Annotated in this window: 15 protein-coding genes, 1 pseudogene and 1 other annotated feature; of the genes and pseudogenes, 8 read left to right on the plus strand and 8 right to left on the minus strand. The window is 43.0% G+C overall.

Going from position 1 to position 16,160, the window contains the following annotated elements; all coding sequences use genetic code 11:
* Nucleotides 1-27 precede the first annotated feature (27 nt).
* Nucleotides 28-1,215, minus strand: coding sequence for a class I SAM-dependent rRNA methyltransferase (locus AAHT65_RS05015; RefSeq protein WP_094232979.1), 1,188 nt, complete (start codon nt 1,213-1,215; stop codon nt 28-30).
* Nucleotides 1,216-1,339: 124 nt separating this feature from the next.
* Between AAHT65_RS05015 and AAHT65_RS05020 the strand changes: the two genes are divergently transcribed.
* Nucleotides 1,340-1,723, plus strand: coding sequence for a VOC family protein (locus AAHT65_RS05020; RefSeq protein ID WP_003326381.1), 384 nt, complete (start codon nt 1,340-1,342; stop codon nt 1,721-1,723).
* Nucleotides 1,724-1,780: 57 nt separating this feature from the next.
* On the opposite strand, the gene celB is transcribed toward AAHT65_RS05020, so the two are convergent.
* On the minus strand, nt 1,781-3,133 hold the full coding sequence (gene celB, locus AAHT65_RS05025) for a PTS cellobiose transporter subunit IIC (protein ID WP_088118228.1): 1,353 nt from the start codon (nt 3,131-3,133) through the stop codon (nt 1,781-1,783).
* A gap of 181 nt (nt 3,134-3,314) precedes the next feature.
* Between celB and AAHT65_RS05030 the strand changes: the two are divergent.
* From AAHT65_RS05030 to AAHT65_RS05040, 3 genes and pseudogenes are all read left to right on the plus strand, one after another.
* A pseudogene (locus AAHT65_RS05030) lies at nt 3,315-3,412 on the plus strand (hypothetical protein); the annotation flags it as partial.
* A gap of 550 nt (nt 3,413-3,962) precedes the next feature.
* Nucleotides 3,963-5,333: a sucrose-specific PTS transporter subunit IIBC gene (locus AAHT65_RS05035; RefSeq protein ID WP_343311071.1), complete on the plus strand. Its 1,371-nt coding sequence runs from the start codon at nt 3,963-3,965 to the stop codon at nt 5,331-5,333.
* A 51-nt stretch (nt 5,334-5,384) separates the two neighbouring features.
* Complete coding sequence (locus tag AAHT65_RS05040) at nt 5,385-6,227, plus strand: PRD domain-containing protein (protein WP_106033695.1); 843 nt, start codon at nt 5,385-5,387, stop codon at nt 6,225-6,227.
* Between the two features lie 112 nt (nt 6,228-6,339).
* Here AAHT65_RS05040 and AAHT65_RS05045 read toward each other — a convergent pair whose 3' ends face one another.
* Nucleotides 6,340-7,200, minus strand: a complete 861-nt coding sequence (locus AAHT65_RS05045) for a glycosyltransferase family 8 protein (RefSeq protein ID WP_010790322.1) — start codon at nt 7,198-7,200, stop codon at nt 6,340-6,342.
* A gap of 115 nt (nt 7,201-7,315) precedes the next feature.
* Nucleotides 7,316-8,035, minus strand: a complete 720-nt coding sequence (locus AAHT65_RS05050; RefSeq protein ID WP_343311072.1) for a TIGR02206 family membrane protein — start codon at nt 8,033-8,035, stop codon at nt 7,316-7,318.
* A gap of 165 nt (nt 8,036-8,200) precedes the next feature.
* On the opposite strand from AAHT65_RS05050, the gene AAHT65_RS05055 reads away from it, so the two are divergent.
* Nucleotides 8,201-9,577 (plus strand): M28 family peptidase, encoded by a 1,377-nt coding sequence (locus AAHT65_RS05055; RefSeq protein ID WP_343311073.1) that lies wholly within the window; start codon nt 8,201-8,203, stop codon nt 9,575-9,577.
* 38 nt (nt 9,578-9,615) lie between these two features.
* Here AAHT65_RS05055 and AAHT65_RS05060 read toward each other — a convergent pair whose 3' ends face one another.
* The gene (locus AAHT65_RS05060; RefSeq protein WP_343311074.1) at nt 9,616-10,755 is read right to left on the minus strand and encodes a RapJ protein; all 1,140 of its coding nucleotides are present in this window, start codon (nt 10,753-10,755) and stop codon (nt 9,616-9,618) included.
* Nucleotides 10,756-10,977: 222 nt separating this feature from the next.
* Here AAHT65_RS05060 and AAHT65_RS05065 point away from each other — a divergent pair, with 222 nt between their 5' ends.
* The gene (locus tag AAHT65_RS05065; RefSeq protein WP_373422334.1) at nt 10,978-11,421 is read left to right on the plus strand and encodes a MarR family winged helix-turn-helix transcriptional regulator; all 444 of its coding nucleotides are present in this window, start codon (nt 10,978-10,980) and stop codon (nt 11,419-11,421) included.
* Nucleotides 11,418-11,632 (plus strand) — a binding site (T-box leader). Its footprint overlaps the gene before it by 4 nt.
* A gap of 47 nt (nt 11,633-11,679) precedes the next feature.
* Nucleotides 11,680-12,924, plus strand: a complete 1,245-nt coding sequence (gene tyrS / locus AAHT65_RS05070; protein ID WP_343311075.1) for a tyrosine--tRNA ligase — start codon at nt 11,680-11,682, stop codon at nt 12,922-12,924.
* An 89-nt stretch (nt 12,925-13,013) separates the two neighbouring features.
* On the opposite strand, the gene AAHT65_RS05075 is transcribed toward tyrS, so the two are convergent.
* The 3 genes from AAHT65_RS05075 to AAHT65_RS05085 form a co-directional block, all read right to left on the minus strand.
* On the minus strand, nt 13,014-13,646 hold the full coding sequence (locus AAHT65_RS05075) for a GTP pyrophosphokinase (RefSeq protein WP_003326366.1): 633 nt from the start codon (nt 13,644-13,646) through the stop codon (nt 13,014-13,016).
* Nucleotides 13,647-13,864: 218 nt separating this feature from the next.
* Nucleotides 13,865-14,800 carry a 1,4-dihydroxy-2-naphthoate polyprenyltransferase gene (locus tag AAHT65_RS05080; protein ID WP_003326364.1) on the minus strand — a complete coding sequence of 312 codons (936 nt, stop codon included), beginning with the start codon at nt 14,798-14,800 and terminating at the stop codon, nt 13,865-13,867.
* Between the two features lie 290 nt (nt 14,801-15,090).
* A complete protein-coding gene (locus AAHT65_RS05085) occupies nt 15,091-15,756 on the minus strand; it encodes a potassium channel family protein (RefSeq protein ID WP_010790331.1) in 666 nt (221 codons plus the stop codon).
* Nucleotides 15,757-16,000: 244 nt separating this feature from the next.
* On the opposite strand from AAHT65_RS05085, the gene AAHT65_RS05090 reads away from it, so the two are divergent.
* A complete protein-coding gene (locus AAHT65_RS05090) occupies nt 16,001-16,150 on the plus strand; it encodes a teichoic acid D-Ala incorporation-associated protein DltX (protein WP_003326361.1) in 150 nt (49 codons plus the stop codon).
* The last annotated feature ends 10 nt before the right edge of the window (nt 16,151-16,160 follow it).

Genomic DNA, 16,160 nt, shown 5'->3' on the forward strand with positions numbered 1-16,160 from the left:
CTCTTGAACTGAGCAGCTTTTTTATCGTTATTTTTTTTGAAGAAAGACAACCTTCAAATAATTTCCTTCTTTAAACGCCGGAATCGTTTTGAAGTCCTCAGGCAGTGTATACTCTTCCAAAATGGTATAGCGTTCATTTGTTTCTTTGAACGCGGCGTCGATAAAGCCTTTAAATTTCTTCATTCCGAAGGCGCTGCTGTTCGTGGATGCCACAATTACGCCCTTATCCGCCGTGATCGCTATTGTTTCTTTCAGAAGATTTTTGTAATCCTTAGCCGCGCTGAATGTATGCTTTTTCGTACGGGCAAAGGAAGGCGGATCGAGAATAATCAGATCAAAGCGCAGGTGTTTTTTTGCCGCATATGAGAAATATTTAAAGACGTCCATTACTTTAATGTCGTGGGCCTCATAATCGAGTTTGTTCACACTGAATTGCTCAATCGTTTTCGCCAAGCTGCGGTTGGCGACATCAACGCTTGTTGTTTTGTCCGCTCCGCCAAGCGCCGCCGCGACTGAAAATGCCCCTGTATAAGAGAACGTGTTTAAAACGGTCTTCCCGTCTGCATAGCGGTCTCTGATCGCCTTCCGCACATGCCTCTGGTCTAAAAAGATGCCGGTCATGGCGCCATCGTTTAAATCGACCGCAAATTGAATGCCGTTTTCCTTCACTATAATTGGAAACTCGCCTTTTTCGCCTTTGACAAAGTCATCATCCTCGACATATTGTCCTGCCGTATCGAAGCGTTTTTTCTCGTAAATTGCCTTATAATCAATATCCAGCTCGTCCAAAGCGGCAATCAGCTTTTGTTTAAAAGTATAAATGCCTTGGCTGTACCATTGAAGCAGCAAGTATCCGTCATAATAGTCAATGGTGACACCGCCGACCCCGTCGCCTTCGCCATTGAAGATGCGAAAAGCCGTCGTATCAGCTGCAGCAAAGAGATGGTCCCTTTCCTGTACGGCCTTTGTTAATTTGCGCAGAAAAAAAGCCCGGTCGGTTTGGTCCTCTTTATTGCGGGACAGCACCCAGCCGACTCCCTTATTTTGCAGGCCGTAATAGCCCCGTGCGAGAAACTCGCCGCTTTCCGTTACGATATCAACAAGATCGCCTTCTTTTACGTGCGCCGCGCTGCCGGCGAGGGCTTCTTTTTCAATGAGCGGATAGCCTTTTTTTATTTTTGCAGCGAATGCTTTTTTTAGAGTGAGTAGCTTCATATATATGTCCTTCCTCTTTCTGTTTGCTTTTTCTTATCGTACCACAAAACCTCAAGATGTCTGCATTGACAGAAAGGAAAGGTTTTTCTACGATAGACAAAAAGAGTTACTCAGGAGGATCATCATGGCGACAAAAAGAATTGACCACACGGGCATCATGGTAAAGGACATCAATACATCCATTTCGTTTTATGAAGAAGTACTCGGCATGAAATTGAAGGATCGTATCACCCACACAAACGGTGTAATTGAACTTGCCTTTCTTGGATTTCAAGATGGCCCGGAAACAGAAATCGAGTTGATCCAAGGTTATAGCAGCGAGCTTCCATCTGAAGGAAAGGTGCATCATATCGCCTTATTAACGGATGACATCGCAGCCGAATTTACAAAAGCGCAGAGAATGGAAGCCACATTCATTGATGAAGAGATTACTACACTTCCAAACGGATACCGTTATTTTTATATCGAAGGGCCCGACCGCGAGTGGATTGAGTTTTTCCAAAGATAAAGAAAAGACAGGCAAAGCAAGTGATCCGCTTGCTTTTGCCTGTCTTTTTCTAAGCGCTTACATATCAAGAGGCGTTTCTTTTGTTTCAGAAGCGGTTTGGTCGGCCTCACTTTCTTCTTTCCATTTTTGAAAATCCCACATTCTAAAGAACGGATAGTAGATGACAAAGGTAATCAGCAAATTCACAAGCTGCATGACGGAGCCGGAAATTTTGCCTCCTGTCGCAAGATACCCCGATATAAGCGGCGGCATTGTCCATGGAACGGCAATTCCCGCGGGCTTTGCCACCAAGCCGGTGCTCATGCCGATATAAGTCGCTGTAATTGTAATCAGCGGCGTGACGATGAAAGGCACAATTAACAGAGGGTTCATGACAATCGGCATTCCAAATATAATCGGTTCGTTGATATTAAATAAGGCGGGGCCGATTCCCAATCTACCAAGCTGCTTCATCTGTTTGCTGCGAGACCGAACAAGCATTGTCAGCACCAGTGCCAGCGTGGCGCCGCTGCCGCCGACATTGATCCAGATTTGGAAAAACTGCGTGGTAAAAATGCTCGGCAGCGCTTCTCCCGCCTGAAAAGCAAGGCGGTTGACATCCATTGCCCCGTACCAAATCGGCGCCATGACGCCGCCAATGATGGAAGCGCCGTGAATTCCGCATGACCAGAGAAGCATTTGCACAAATTCTGCGACAAGGCTTCCTCCAAGACTGCCGCCAAGGATTGAGAGCGGTGTTCCAAGCAGATCGCCTACGACATTGTGCAGGCTTTCAAACGGCGTCATTTCAATCAGAAGGCGCGCAAGCCACACAAGAAAAATGATGATAAAGCCTGGAATCAGCGCGACAAATGATTTGCTGACAGCCGGCGGTACACCGTCAGGCATATTAAATACGATATTTTTTTGAATGATGTACCGATATACTTCCGTGGAAAATAAGGCAATAATCATGGCGACAAACAGTCCCTTACTGCCAAGCAATGTAATCGGAATTCCGCCTCCAACGAGAATGGACTCCGTTGATCCGTCCGGCGTAAACGGCACTTCAAACGGTGTTGCTAATAAAAAAGCCGCAATAGAAATCGCCCCGGACGAAAGTGCATCCACCCCGTAGCTTTCCGCCAGCCGATAAGCAATGCCAAAGGCGGCAATCATCGCCATAATATCAAATGAGGCGTTTACCGGATAGGCGAGTTTAACCGCCCACTGATCCCCGAATATACTCGCCATAAAATCGGCATAACCCGGAATCGGAAGGCTTGTTAGGATTAAAAAGACTGATCCGATAATAATCAGCGGCATCGTAAGAACAATTCCGTCACGCAAGGCGCTTAAATGTCGCTGCCCGGCAATTTTCCCTGCCACAGGCATGACTTTTCCTTCCATAAACTCATTGAATCCATTCATATTAAAAGCCCCCTTTTCATTTTTCTGTGTGAACAGCCTTGCTGTATTTTCTTTATCATATTTTGAAAACGCTTACAATTGCATATGGAATTTTTCCGCTTTTAACGGAAAAAAAATACATATGCGCTTTCGGAGTAAAGTGAATTCCTCTTTTTTCATGAGCAGTGACTCAACATTTTTCATAGAGACATCAGCTCAATCTGCGGTCAATCAATTAAAAGCATCCAATGAAAAAACAAAACTGAAAAAGCGGCGAACCATATTAAACCAAAGAAATAAAACAAAAATCCTTTAGGGCCCGCCTGACAGCCTTAAAGGATTTTTCCTCTTGTTTCATGATTGATATATAGGTTTTTTATACTATTGATATGAAGTCACGAACAGAATAGAATGGGAGATAGAGATCATAAAATAGGCTGGGATTGTTACTGGTGAAGCAGGCAAGACCTAAAATGTGTAAAAGGGAGACGTATGCCCATTTAGTGCTGTTTATGCGCTTTTCGGCTGCTTCCTTTGCATATTTTAGGTCTTTTTTTATCATATTTTCCTTCCTGCTTTGAGGAACACCACGCAATCCGAAATCTGTAAAATCTTTCTTGAATATCGGCTCTAGCAGAAACACACTGTTTCAGCCGCCGGCAGGCGAAATCCTTTAAAAGCGGCTCTCTGTACGATGTCTTGCCGCCCGATTCACTGACGCGGGTATTTTTAGACCAAGCATGCAAGAAGAGAAAACGCGAAAATCATTTTGCCTGTCTTCTTTTCATTTGATAGGATATAACAGGTGAAATGCATAGTAACAGTTTTGCATAATAGGAGGTTATAATTGTTGCATAAAGACATTGCAAAAGAATTATTACCTCTGGCAGGAGGAAAAGAAAATATTATCAATATCACCCATTGTACAACTCGGCTGCGCTTCGAAGTCCGAGACGAGACAAAAATAGATATCGCTGCGATTGAGAACATGCAGAGTGTACAAGGGACGTTTTTCAGATATGGATTATTCCAAATTATTTTCGGAGCGGGGATTGTTAATAAAATATATAAAGAAGTCATCCAGCTATGCCAGGAGGATCAGACGGAGCAGCCTATTACAGCAAATCACGAAATGAATGTGATCACGAGGTTTGCCAAGACGTTATCCGACATCTTTGTCCCCATTATTCCCGCGATCGTAGCAAGCGGTTTGCTTATGGGGCTTATCGGGATGATCAAAGTGTTCAACTGGATTTCTCCGCATAGCCCATTTCTCAAAATGCTCGACATCTTTTCGAGCTCGGCTTTTATTATATTGCCGATATTGGTTGGTTTCAGCGCGGCAAAACAGTTCGGAAGCAACCCATTTGTAGGAGCGGTTATAGGAGGAATCCTTACTCACCCTGATTTGCTTGACCCTTCGATGCTTGGCAGTCAAACGCCCGAGGCTTTACATTTGTTTGGCATGCATGTTCCTTTAATGGGCTATCAGGGGACAATCATCCCCATTCTTTTATCTGTTTATATCATGAGTAAAATTGAGAAACTATTAAAGAAGCTGATACCGGACTCTCTTGATCTTGTGATTATCCCTTTTATTACGGTAATGGTGACAGGGTTTATCGCACTCACGGTGATGGGACCTGCGGCAACATTCATCGGTCATATCATTACTTTTCTTTTAGATTTCGTGTATCAATATGCCGGAACTGCGGCCGGGTTTTTATTCGGAGGGCTATATTCATTAATTGTTCTCTCCGGTTTACATCATAGTTTCTATGTGTTTGAGGCATCTTTGCTTGCAGATCCTAAAATCGGCGTTAACTTTTTGCTGCCAATCTGGTCTATGGCGAATGTGGCTCAGGGCGGAGCAGGATTAGCTGTTTTTTTCAAAACCAAAAATGCCAATTTGAAAAAAATATCAATTCCAGCTTCCCTTTCAGCTTTCTTGGGTATAATTGAACCCATTGTGTTTGGCGTTAACTTAAAGCTGGTCAGGCCGTTTATCGGGGCATCCATCGGCGGGGCGATGGGCGGCGCGTATGTTGCCGCTATGCATGTCGTTTCAAATTCATACGGCTTAACCGGTATCCCGATGATTTCGATTATTCTGCCGCTCGGCGTAACGAATTTCGTTCATTATATGATCGGTTTTTCGATTGCAGCGGTCTCAGCTTTCATTGCTACTTTAATTCTGGGGTTTAAAGAAGAGAAAGAATGAGCATTCTATTCCATTTTCATTCATAAAACGGGGGATGAAAGGAAGGCAGCTATGAAAATCAAAAGAATCTTAAATAATAATGCGTTAGTGGTCAAAGATCAAGACGGAGAAAAAATCCTCCTCGGATCTGGAATCGCCTTTGAAAAAAGAAAAAATGATATTGTAGATAAATCCAAGATTGAAAAAACATTCGTCATGAAAAACTCATCAGAATCCCAACAGTTTGAAGAGATTTTAGAAACATTGCCTGAAGATCATATTCAAGTCTCTGAGGACATCATTTCGCACGCGGAAAAAGAACTCGACATCAAAATCAATGAACGGATTCATGTCGCTTTCTCTGATCACTTATCATTTGCCATCGAGCGTTTGAGCAAAGGAATGGTCATTAAAAATCCGCTGCTTAATGAAATTAAAGTTCTTTACACTAAAGAATTCCAAATCGGCCTCTGGGCTCAGACGTTAATTAAAGAAAAGCTCAACATTGACATTCCTGAAGACGAAGTCGGCAACATTGCCCTGCATCTTCATACGGCGAGAACGAGTGCCGGGAGTATGACACAAACGCTTGATATTACGACGATGATACGGGATATTATAGGAATGATTGAAGCAAAACTAGACATCAGCATTGTAGAGGATACCATCTCATACGAGCGGCTTGTCACCCATCTTCGCTTTGCGATCCAGCATATAAAAGCGGGAGAAACATTTTATGAATTAGATTCAGAAATGATGGCTCTCATTAAAAAGAAATTCAAGAAAGCTTTTTTATGCGCCCGGCAGGCAGGAGAATTTATCAAAAGCGAGTATGGGTTTGAATTTCCGGAAAAAGAATTATGCTATATCGCGATGCATATTCAAAGATACTATAATCGATCTGTTTCGTTGTAAAGCACAAACAAAACGCTTTTGAAGCCAAGTTTTAGCCTCAAAAGCGTTTTGTTATTTGTATCAGCTTGTCGTACTGTCGTATTCATCGTGTATTTTTTCAATATTGAAAATCTTATTGATTCATTGCCGTCTGGCTTATAGTGCTCCACTTCGTATAGGACATATAGTGGAAGTACAGATCACGATAAGGATGAGTTGTATTGGAGTTCCATGGCTTGTTTCCTCCGCAAAAGTGCACGATGGCCGGGTTCGCTCTCGTTTCCATGTAACGTTTTCGGTCAAGAAGAGTCGGCGGGGTTTTTTCTTTTAATAGAATATGAGTTTGCGCGTTCCACCGCGGATGAAGTTCTTGCCACTGATCACATAAAATCGCATTAAGTGCATCTTGGTCATGAAAGACGAGAAAATCTTCCGAACTGTTTTCATTAATAAAATTGATCACTTTTTCAGAAATATTCTGCTTTCTCCACGGTTCAAAATCAATAATCATAATGCCTGAATTGAAATACTTAGCAGTGTCGCTGATATTCATTTTTTTCAGGCGCTCATGCTGGCCCGCGTCCTCTACAGCGGCCACAATTGCCGGGGAAATATCCATGTCCCACAGAACTGAAATATCCTCTAGTACAATTGCGTCACAATCAACATAAATCATCCGTTTCACGCTTTCATCCTGAATTAAATCGGGAATCGAGATTCGATAATAAGCCGCCTTTGTAATATGGCTGCTTTCCACCGCATGCTGATACTGGTTGGCGTCAACCTCTAAAAATTCAATCGGCACTCCGAATTTCATTGTTGTTTGTTCTAATCTTTTTTTATTGCCGGGTTCGATCCCGCCATCTATCACATATAATTTCACGTCTCTGTTTTGATTCATATTAGTCAATAAAGAAACGAACATCCCACCTAAATGACGAGCATAATTATCATCAGCGCATGATACGATATGCATGGTTTCATCTTTCTTCAATGGTATTCATCTCCCTTTGTTTTGTATAGGTTACATTCCCTTTTTTAAAAGTTTAAACACAATTCCCTGAAAAATTTTGAAAGAGAATGTGCTATACAAAAAGCGAGACATACAATTATATGATTGTTTTGAGCCTGTGATAGAGCCAATAGATAATTAAAAAACTGATGATCATCACGGCCTCTGCTGAGGCAATATACCACGGCCAAGGACCAAGTACGTCCAAAAGAGATGACTCACTGGGTTTTTTCATGAGATACAAATAATTGGAGCCAATCCAGCAATTGATAAAGTAAACGCAAACCCCGTACACATTCACAATGAGGACCGTTATCCATAGAGAGCGCATCTTCAGTTTCCAATTTTCAACAAACGCCATAAATAAACAAGATAAAAAAACAGACCCATGAGACATAAAAAAGATGAGGGAACGGAAGTGCGGAAATGAATACATACCGAGATTCGGCGTCAGCATGGCTTGCAGCGAGCTCCCCAAGCCGGCAAAAATCAAAAACGAAAACATCTTTTTGCTTCTTGTGAGCAGCATGGCCGCGCAAAGATATACCGATAAGTCACTGAGCTCGAGAGGCAGAGAAGTCCGCACAGACCAGGTTCCGTAATAAAGCCTCCATATGTGGTAGCTGATTTGTGATGCAAGCAGAAGAAACGCAAGCAAATAACGAATCACTCTGCCTGAAGAAGGCCGTTTAAGCCTTCGGCTGACAAAAAAAAGGCAGACACCCAGTCCCCCTATTATCAACAGGGTCACCAGATGTTCGATTGAGAAAAGATGAAAAGGATCGTGCTTGTATGAAGGCTGAATATATGTTTGCAAGTGGACACCCCATTTCCGCCATTTTTCTTTATTCTGTGATCCTTTGGAACTCCATATACCTTATAAAACGAATTAAGTCTTTCGGATGATTTTTCTTTCATCTTGCAGGAGATTCCCTTCGTGTCCCGAATAGTTTGTCATTCGAATAAAAAGGGAGGCACCAATATGAAAATGAAGTTTCTTCCATTGGCTTTAACCGCTTTTCTGACTGTCGGCACAGTCATTTCACCGATCACCCCTGCTGCCCGCACTGCGCAAGCGGCAGATACGGTGAAAAAGGAACACAACATAGCGCATTCTTTTAAATCAGAACGCGCCTATGCAACGGTTTCACAACTTAGCGAGAAGATCGGCCCAAGGGTTGCAGGCACAGCGGCAGAAAAAAAGAGCGCCCTTTTGCTTGCCGCTGCTTTCAAAAAACAAAAGCTTGATGTCAGTGTTCAAACATTTGGTATACCCGATCGCCTTGAGGGCGCTCTCACCGCAAACGACCATGACATCCCTCTTCGCGCCGCCTCAGGTTCTGTGCCTACTCCAAATGAGGGACTGACTGCGCCTCTGTTTGATGCCGGGCTGGGTTACCCCGAAGATTTTACGGCTGATTCTGAAGGGAAAATTGCACTCATTTCCAGAGGAGAGCTGACCTTTTATGAAAAAGCGAAAAACGCAGCCGCCGCGGGAGCCAAAGCTGTGATTATTTACAATAACGCGGACAGCACTGTTCCGTTCACTCCAAATTTAAGCGGCCATACTGTTGATATTCCCGTGGTCGGCATTAAAAAAGAAGATGGAACCGCTCTTTTAACCCAAAAAGAAGCGACCCTTCAGCTAAAGGCATTCACTAACCAAACCTCCCAAAACATCATCGGTGTCAGAAAGCCAAAACATGTGAAAAATCCGGGCATTGTGTATGTAACCGCCCACTACGACAGCGTTCCGTCTTCACCCGGCGCAAATGATAACGCGTCAGGAACATCCGTGATGCTGGAAATGGCCCGGATTTTAAAAAAGATTCCGTCTGATAAAGAAATACGTTTCATCGCTTTCGGAGCTGAAGAACTCGGGCTGCTCGGCTCAAACGAATATGTAAATCGGCTGTCAGAACAAGAGGCCGGACGCAGTATCGTTAATTTCAATTTGGACATGGTCGGCACCAGCTGGGAAAGTGCGACCGAGCTTTATGTCAACACGGTTGACGGAGCGTCAAATCTAGTGTGGCAATCAAGTAAAGCTGCCGCCGGAAAACTAGGCTTTAATCATTTATCTCTGAAGAAAGGCGGGTCCTCTGACCATGTACCATTCCACGGAGCTGGCATCGACTCGGCGAACTTCATATGGGGCGATCCTGAAACAGGCGAAGTGGAACCGTGGTATCACACACCAAATGACAGCATTAAACACGTCAGCAAAGAACGGCTTCAGCAGGCGGGGGAAATCGTCACAGCCTCTCTTTACCACGTCATGAAAAAAGAGACAAAGCACAGTGAGACCAAGAAGAAAAAACAGGTGGAGGCGAAAGACAAGTTTGAAGACTTTAAATAAAAGATCGGGCGGCGCGTAATGCGCCGCCCGATCATCATTTATAACGCTGCAGTTTTAAAAACGATATTTTCCTGCATCAATTTTTGCACTTCAATGGCTTTGTTATAGAAAAAAACAGCGTCTTGATGCTGTTCACGTTTATGATAAACAGCCGCGGTTTCCCACGCAAGCTCCTCCAGAACAGCGTATAATTTCCTTAATTCAAGTTCATGAAAAGCATTGACTACCAGAATGGGATCATTTTTTATGTAAAGACCATTTATCGTTTGAAAAGCAGAAAGCGCTGCTTGATTATTTGTGTCCTTAGCAAGCTGCAACCCTTGTTCAAACAGAACGGCTGCCTCTTGAACCAATCCCTGTCTAAAACGTATATGAGTCAGGCCAAGAATTGATTTCAGTTTAAAAGACCGTGTCTGGCCGGCATCAGAAACTGCGGCTGCCTGCTGAAAAAATGACACCGCTTCCTCCAGCTTGTTTTCTTTGGCAGAGCATTTCCCCAGATAATAAAACGAAGCAGCCTTCAAGCGCGATTTACCCAATTCATCCGCTTGACGCAAGACGCTTTGAAGGTGCTCCACCGCTTTGTCAAACTGCGAGACACGCATCAGATTTCTCGCGAAAATAAACGCACATTCCGCTCTTCTTATGCCATATAATTCAAACTGTTTATAAATGTCCATGGCTTGATTGGCATAGTTCATCGAAAAAAACGTTTGATGCAAATCACAATAGATCTCGGCCAATTTATAATAAAATTCAGCTTTCTCAATTTTATCCTCTACTACATAAAGCATAGACTCCGCCTTTTGATAAGAAGCAATCGCATCCATAATTTCTCTGTTTCTATACTCGTACATCCCTCGAAAGAAATAATAATAATAATCAAGGAGACCTGTGAGTTTTTGCTGATTTGCCTCGATTTGCTCTAAAAGCTCAGATAACGAACGATCTGCTTCTATCGATCCTTCCGGCAAAAAAACGCTAAGCATCAATTCATGCCTGAATTCAAGCAAGGAAAAATAGAGAAGGAGGTCTTGATTTTCTTCCATCACATCAAGCTCTTCTTTGACGGCAAGCTTTAATGCCTCTGCTTCCGAGACCTCAAATTCACGAATCAACCTATACCATTGGTTCAGCTTATTACCTACAATTGCAGACGGAATCTTTTGTTCATGCAAGACCCACCCCACCCTTCATCTTACATTTTTATTCTATATTAACACATTCAGTAAAATATTAGCGAACAAATGAAGTGCTTGCAGGCAACTTGAATGTCTGTTACAATTCGTTTCATAGCTAATGATTCTGACATTTCAAGGAGCAGCATACTATTGGAAAGAAAACACAAGAATTCTCACCTGAGTGAAGCAGAACAAGACACGCTGAAGCAGCTTAAACAAATGCCAATTGCGTCTCTTCATACGGAAGCAGCCTCAGTTGCCACAACTCTTTACCGTTCAGCTCAGCAGCTTCGTTTAAAAATGGAAAAGGAAGTCCTTTCCTCTTATAAACTGTCCTGGACAGCTTTTTCGATTCTTTATGATTTATGGGTGTGGGATAAGCTTGAAACGAGAAAGCTCGCGCAGCTGTCAGGCATTTCAACAGCCACAGCAAGCAATGTCACCAACACACTCGAGAAAAAGAAGCTTTGCTTTAGAAGCACGGACAAAAGAGACCGCAGACTTGTGTTTGTGACCATTACGGAAGCGGGCAAAAAAGCGATTGAAGAGCTTTATCCCGACTTTCATAAAGGGGAAATAGAGCTGGTTGCGGGTTTAAGCAACGACGAGCAAAAAACGCTTTCTGCGCTGCTAAAAAAAGTAGCTGACAATCTAACAACATAACAGCAACGATGGGAACCCAGTAGCAGATTGCCTCCCTGTGACAGAGAGCCGGCGGAAGGTGCGAGCCGGTACAAAGGCAGCTGTGAATTACCTCCCTGAGCTTTCTTTGTGAACAGAAGTAGCAAAGGACGGGAAACCGTTATCTGGTTTGAGCGGAAGACTGAGGTCTTCAATTAGGGTGGTACCGCGTGCATACAGCCACGTCCCTTTTCGGGATGTGGCTTTTTTGCGTTGAATAAAATAAGAGGAGGAACAGCTATGGAAACGATACACCTGACAGCTTCACAGCAAAAAGAGGTAGAACGGCAGCTGGATTTATATATGACAGGAGCTCAGGAAGTCATCCCGCCGGAAGAATTAAGAACGAAAATCGCAAAATCGGTAGCAACAGGCATGCCTTTAAAAATCAAGCTTGGGTTAGACCCATCGGCGCCGGACGTCCACTTAGGGCATACCGTCGTTTTAAACAAACTGCGCCAATTTCAAGAAAACGGCCATATCGTGCAGCTCCTGATCGGAGACTTCACGGGGAAAATCGGTGATCCGACGGGGAAATCAACCGCAAGAAAACAACTGACAGATGAAGAGGTTCAGCATAATGCCGAAACATACTTTGAACAGTTCGGAAAAGTGCTGGACAAAGAAAAAGTAGAGCTGCATTACAATTCGAAATGGCTGAAAGAGCTGAATTTAGAAGACGTCATTGAGTTAGCAGGGAAAATAACTGTCGCCCGCCTCATGGAGCGGGATGATTTTGAAGAAAGAATCGCGATGCAAAAACCGATCTCCCTGCACGAATTTTTCTATCCATTAATGCAAGGCTACGATTCAGTCGTCTTAGAAAGCGATATTGAACTCGGCGGTACCGACCAGCATTTCAACGTTCTGATGGGCCGGCATTTTCAAGAACGCTATAAAAAAGAAAAACAAGTCGTCATCCTTATGCCGCTTTTGGAAGGATTAGACGGCGTCGAAAAAATGTCTAAATCCAAGCACAACTACATCGGCATTGATGAGAATCCGAATGATATGTACGGAAAAACAATGTCACTGCCGGACAGTTTGATGAAAAAATACATCCACCTTGCAACCGATTTAGAGCTTGAAGAAAAAAAACGGCTGGTGAAAGACTTAGAGACCGGAGCCCTCCATCCAAGAGACGCAAAAATGTTCTTAGGTAAAACCATTGTCAGAATGTATCATGGAGAAGAAGCAGCCGAAGCGGCCGAGCAGCAATTCAAACGGGTCTTTCAGCAAAACAGCCTGCCCGAAGACATCGCAACGGTACATTGGAAAGGTGATCAAACAACACCTATTATAGATTTACTTGTGACATTAGAACTTCTTCCGTCCAAGAGTGAGGCGCGCCGCATGATTCAAAACGGCGGGGTTAAAATAAACGGAGAAAAAGCAGAAAATATTCATGCAGACATTCAAGTTCTGCCTCAGATGACCATCCAAGTCGGCAAACGAAAATTTGTAAGATTAACAGTCAGCGAATAACCCAAAAAAGGCCTGGAGTCGTACCTCCGGCCTTTTTTGCCATTTCATGATGGACCAGCTGACAGCCTGTGTCCAAGCCAAGCGCCCCGTTAATCCACTTCATTCTTAATCCCAAGCATCTTTTCATCTAAATAATGGGCAATTTCCGCCGCTTCTTTCAGCTCATCTGTCAAATGCTTCGGGACATCGTTATTTAATTTATAGTAAATTTTATGCTCAAGACTGGCCCAAAAATCCATGGCGATCGTGCGAATCTGAATCTCAGCCTTCACATATTCCACCCGATTGGTTAAATACACCGGAATTTCAATGATTAAATGCAGGCTTCGATAGCCGTTCGCTTTCGGATTTTTAATATAATCTTTTACTTTTACAATGTTTAAATCCTCATGCTGCTTCAGCACTTCGGCAATATTATAAATATCGGAAATAAATGAACAAATGATACGCACGCCGGCGATATCATGGATATGCTCCTTCATTTCATGCGTCGTAATCTCGCATCCTTTGCGCATCAGCTTATTCACTATGCTCTCAAAGCTTTTCACACGTGATTTGGTATGTTCAATCGGGTTATGCCCGTGAATCAGGTTATATTCCTGGCTGATGATTGAGAACTTTGTATCAAGTTCATCTAACGCAAATTTATATACTAATAATTCATTTTTCCAATCTTCCATGACTGTTTTTAAATCATCCATATTTGTCGTAGTTAAATCCATCATTGTCATCTCCTTTGAACGGATGCATCATCCTGTCCATGTACTAGACGGACTTACCGGCAGCGGGGTTTTATGATTTTTTTTACAAAACGACTTCGAATATGACAGATTGCTGAACAAGATGTCCGCCTTTTTAACACTTGTCCGTCTGCGCTTAGCTCCGATAATGAAGAAAAAAGCTTACAAGAATACCGTTTTCCTGTAAGCTTTTTCCCTTTTTATTTAAAATAACTGATCAGTAATCCGATAGACAGCAGAAATCCGAAGAATGTATTCGTCTGCGCTGTTGATTTCATTGCCACGATCATGTTCATCGGCAGTTCTTTCTTAACAAAGCCTTTAATCGCCTGCACCGGTTTTGGCACACTTAGAAAGACCAAAAAGAGCCATGGGCTTGTGTCTCCCATAATAACCAATCCGACAATCCAAATATAAGCGACAGCAAAGGAAGCGGCTAATAGGATGACGGCCCCCTTATGCCCCATCAGGATGGCCAATGTTTTACGGCCGCCTTTTTTGTCTTCTTCTATATCGCGGATGTTGTTTGACAGGTTGATCGCACCGACAAGAATAGCGATAGGAATCGAGATCAGAATGCTTTGTGTGTTAATCATATCAGTCTGAATGAAAAAAGAGATAAGGACAAAAACAGATCCCATACATATGCCTGAAAACAATTCGCCGAACGGGGTGTACGCAATCGGAAGCGGCCCGCCTGTGTACAAATAACCTACAGCCATACCGACAAGTCCGATAACAGCCAGCCACCAGCTGCTGCTCATACAGATATACACTCCGAGCAGAATGGCGATTCCATATGATCCCAAGGCTAACTGCAAAATCGTCTTCGGCTTCATTCCGTGTCTTACAATCGCTCCACCGATCCCGACAGAATCCTCTGTGTCTAATCCTCGTTTAAAATCGTAGTATTCATTAAATAAGTTCGTGGCAATCTGAATCCATAAGCAAGAAAACAGCATTGCGATAAACAGCAATATATCAACCTTCACATAAAACATCGCCAATACCGTTCCGAGCAATACGGGTACAAACGATGCCGTTAATGTATGAGGACGGGTTAATTGCCAGAGAATGTGCCCCAGACTTTCTTTTTCCGGCGCTTTCCGGCCTCCACCCTTATTTTTTTCGTTCATCTTCCTCTTCCTTTCTATTAAAAGGCTTACGTTTTCCAGCCGTCAGTCGTGATGAAAATGAGACATGGATGCCATCAAATGGCAGGTTATATGATGTTTCTGCTCCCTTATCTATCATAATAACTTCTCTCATATTTCACAAGACGCTAAAGGGCATGATAAAGAGCTCTATTTTGCCATAAAAAGCAGCGGCAGACCGCCCGCTCCCCCTTTATTAAGCCTCCCGCGTCCGGAAAGCAAAAAGAATTTTTTTAAATACAATACTTTTTCTATAAGTTAAAAAGCTGCGCTTACATTCCTTCGTCCTCAAACCGCTGAATATCACGTTTACGCCCCAAGACCACAAAGCAATTGTTTTCTTCTATCCTTGTTTCCGGGTTCGGAGCGACTTCTACCTTGCCTTCCTTATTAACGGCTAAAATCGTGCACCCATATTTCGCACGGACATCAAGCTCCAGAATGGTTTTGTCATGAAGCTTGCGCGTCGCTCTCAATTCGACAACGCTGTAATCTTCGGACAACTCAATGTAATCAAGAATTTTTTCGTCGGCAAGGCGCTGTGCGACTCGAACGCCCATATCTTTTTCCGGATGAATGATACGATCTGCGCCTACCTTTTCCAGCACTTTATGATGATAGTGGTTTTGCGCTTTTACCCACACATTTTTGATGTTCATTTCTTTTAAAAACAAGGTTGTTAAAATACTGGTTTGGATATCGGCTCCGATTGCCACGATTACATATTCAAAGTTGCGGATGCCAAGCGCTTTCAGTACATTGTCTTCAGCTGCGTTTGCGTGGATAGTCTGGGTAGAGTATGGCGCATATGCATTTACCTTGTCCTCATTCATATCGATTGCAAGAACTTCATGCCCCATCTTATAAAGCTCCTTGCAGATGCTTCCGCCAAAACGCCCCAGCCCGATGATGGCAAACTGCTTTTTCTTTTTTCCCATGCATCTTCTCCTTACTTTCGGCGAATCGGGTGTATTGACCTTGAATTTGCCGCCTTTTTTCATTATTATTGTGCAGGCGGCGATATTACATTCGTCTGGCTTTAACTTTAAAAAAATGACCGATTCGTGTTAAGCAAATGTTAAGGTAAAATAGATAGGGATTTTATTAAATTTATGAAACTTTTTGCTTATCCGCTCGTCATATACTGTTGTAATTGTTGAAAAAAGGGGAAAGGATTTTTATATGATGCAATTGATGAAAAAGCTGTATGAAAACACAGCCGTAAAGTGGATTGGTTATACGTGTTTTTATTTGCTGATACTGTTGCTTTTATTTTTTATTTATGGTTTTCACACCGCGAATACCGGTTCTTATATTTACAACGACTTCTAATTGGAGAGAA

Origin of the sequence: Bacillus atrophaeus, from assembly GCF_039519175.1 — a bacterium.
In the GTDB taxonomy this organism is placed as follows: domain Bacteria; phylum Bacillota; class Bacilli; order Bacillales; family Bacillaceae; genus Bacillus; species Bacillus atrophaeus.

What these genes read in the sequence shown, in the direction of transcription:
- AAHT65_RS05015 (WP_094232979.1), bottom strand. Translation starts at nt 1,215, where the DNA reads ATGAAGCTACTCACTCTAAAAAAAGCATTCGCTGCAAAAATAAAAAAA.
- AAHT65_RS05020 (WP_003326381.1), top strand. Translation starts at nt 1,340, where the DNA reads ATGGCGACAAAAAGAATTGACCACACGGGCATCATGGTAAAGGACATC.
- celB (WP_088118228.1), bottom strand. Translation starts at nt 3,133, where the DNA reads ATGAATGGATTCAATGAGTTTATGGAAGGAAAAGTCATGCCTGTGGCA.
- AAHT65_RS05040 (WP_106033695.1), top strand. Translation starts at nt 5,385, where the DNA reads ATGAAAATCAAAAGAATCTTAAATAATAATGCGTTAGTGGTCAAAGAT.
- AAHT65_RS05055 (WP_343311073.1), top strand. Translation starts at nt 8,201, where the DNA reads ATGAAAATGAAGTTTCTTCCATTGGCTTTAACCGCTTTTCTGACTGTC.
- AAHT65_RS05065 (WP_373422334.1), top strand. Translation starts at nt 10,978, where the DNA reads ATGCCAATTGCGTCTCTTCATACGGAAGCAGCCTCAGTTGCCACAACT.
- tyrS (WP_343311075.1), top strand. Translation starts at nt 11,680, where the DNA reads ATGGAAACGATACACCTGACAGCTTCACAGCAAAAAGAGGTAGAACGG.
- AAHT65_RS05075 (WP_003326366.1), bottom strand. Translation starts at nt 13,646, where the DNA reads ATGGATTTAACTACGACAAATATGGATGATTTAAAAACAGTCATGGAA.
- AAHT65_RS05080 (WP_003326364.1), bottom strand. Translation starts at nt 14,800, where the DNA reads ATGAACGAAAAAAATAAGGGTGGAGGCCGGAAAGCGCCGGAAAAAGAA.
- AAHT65_RS05085 (WP_010790331.1), bottom strand. Translation starts at nt 15,756, where the DNA reads ATGGGAAAAAAGAAAAAGCAGTTTGCCATCATCGGGCTGGGGCGTTTT.
- AAHT65_RS05090 (WP_003326361.1), top strand. Translation starts at nt 16,001, where the DNA reads ATGATGCAATTGATGAAAAAGCTGTATGAAAACACAGCCGTAAAGTGG.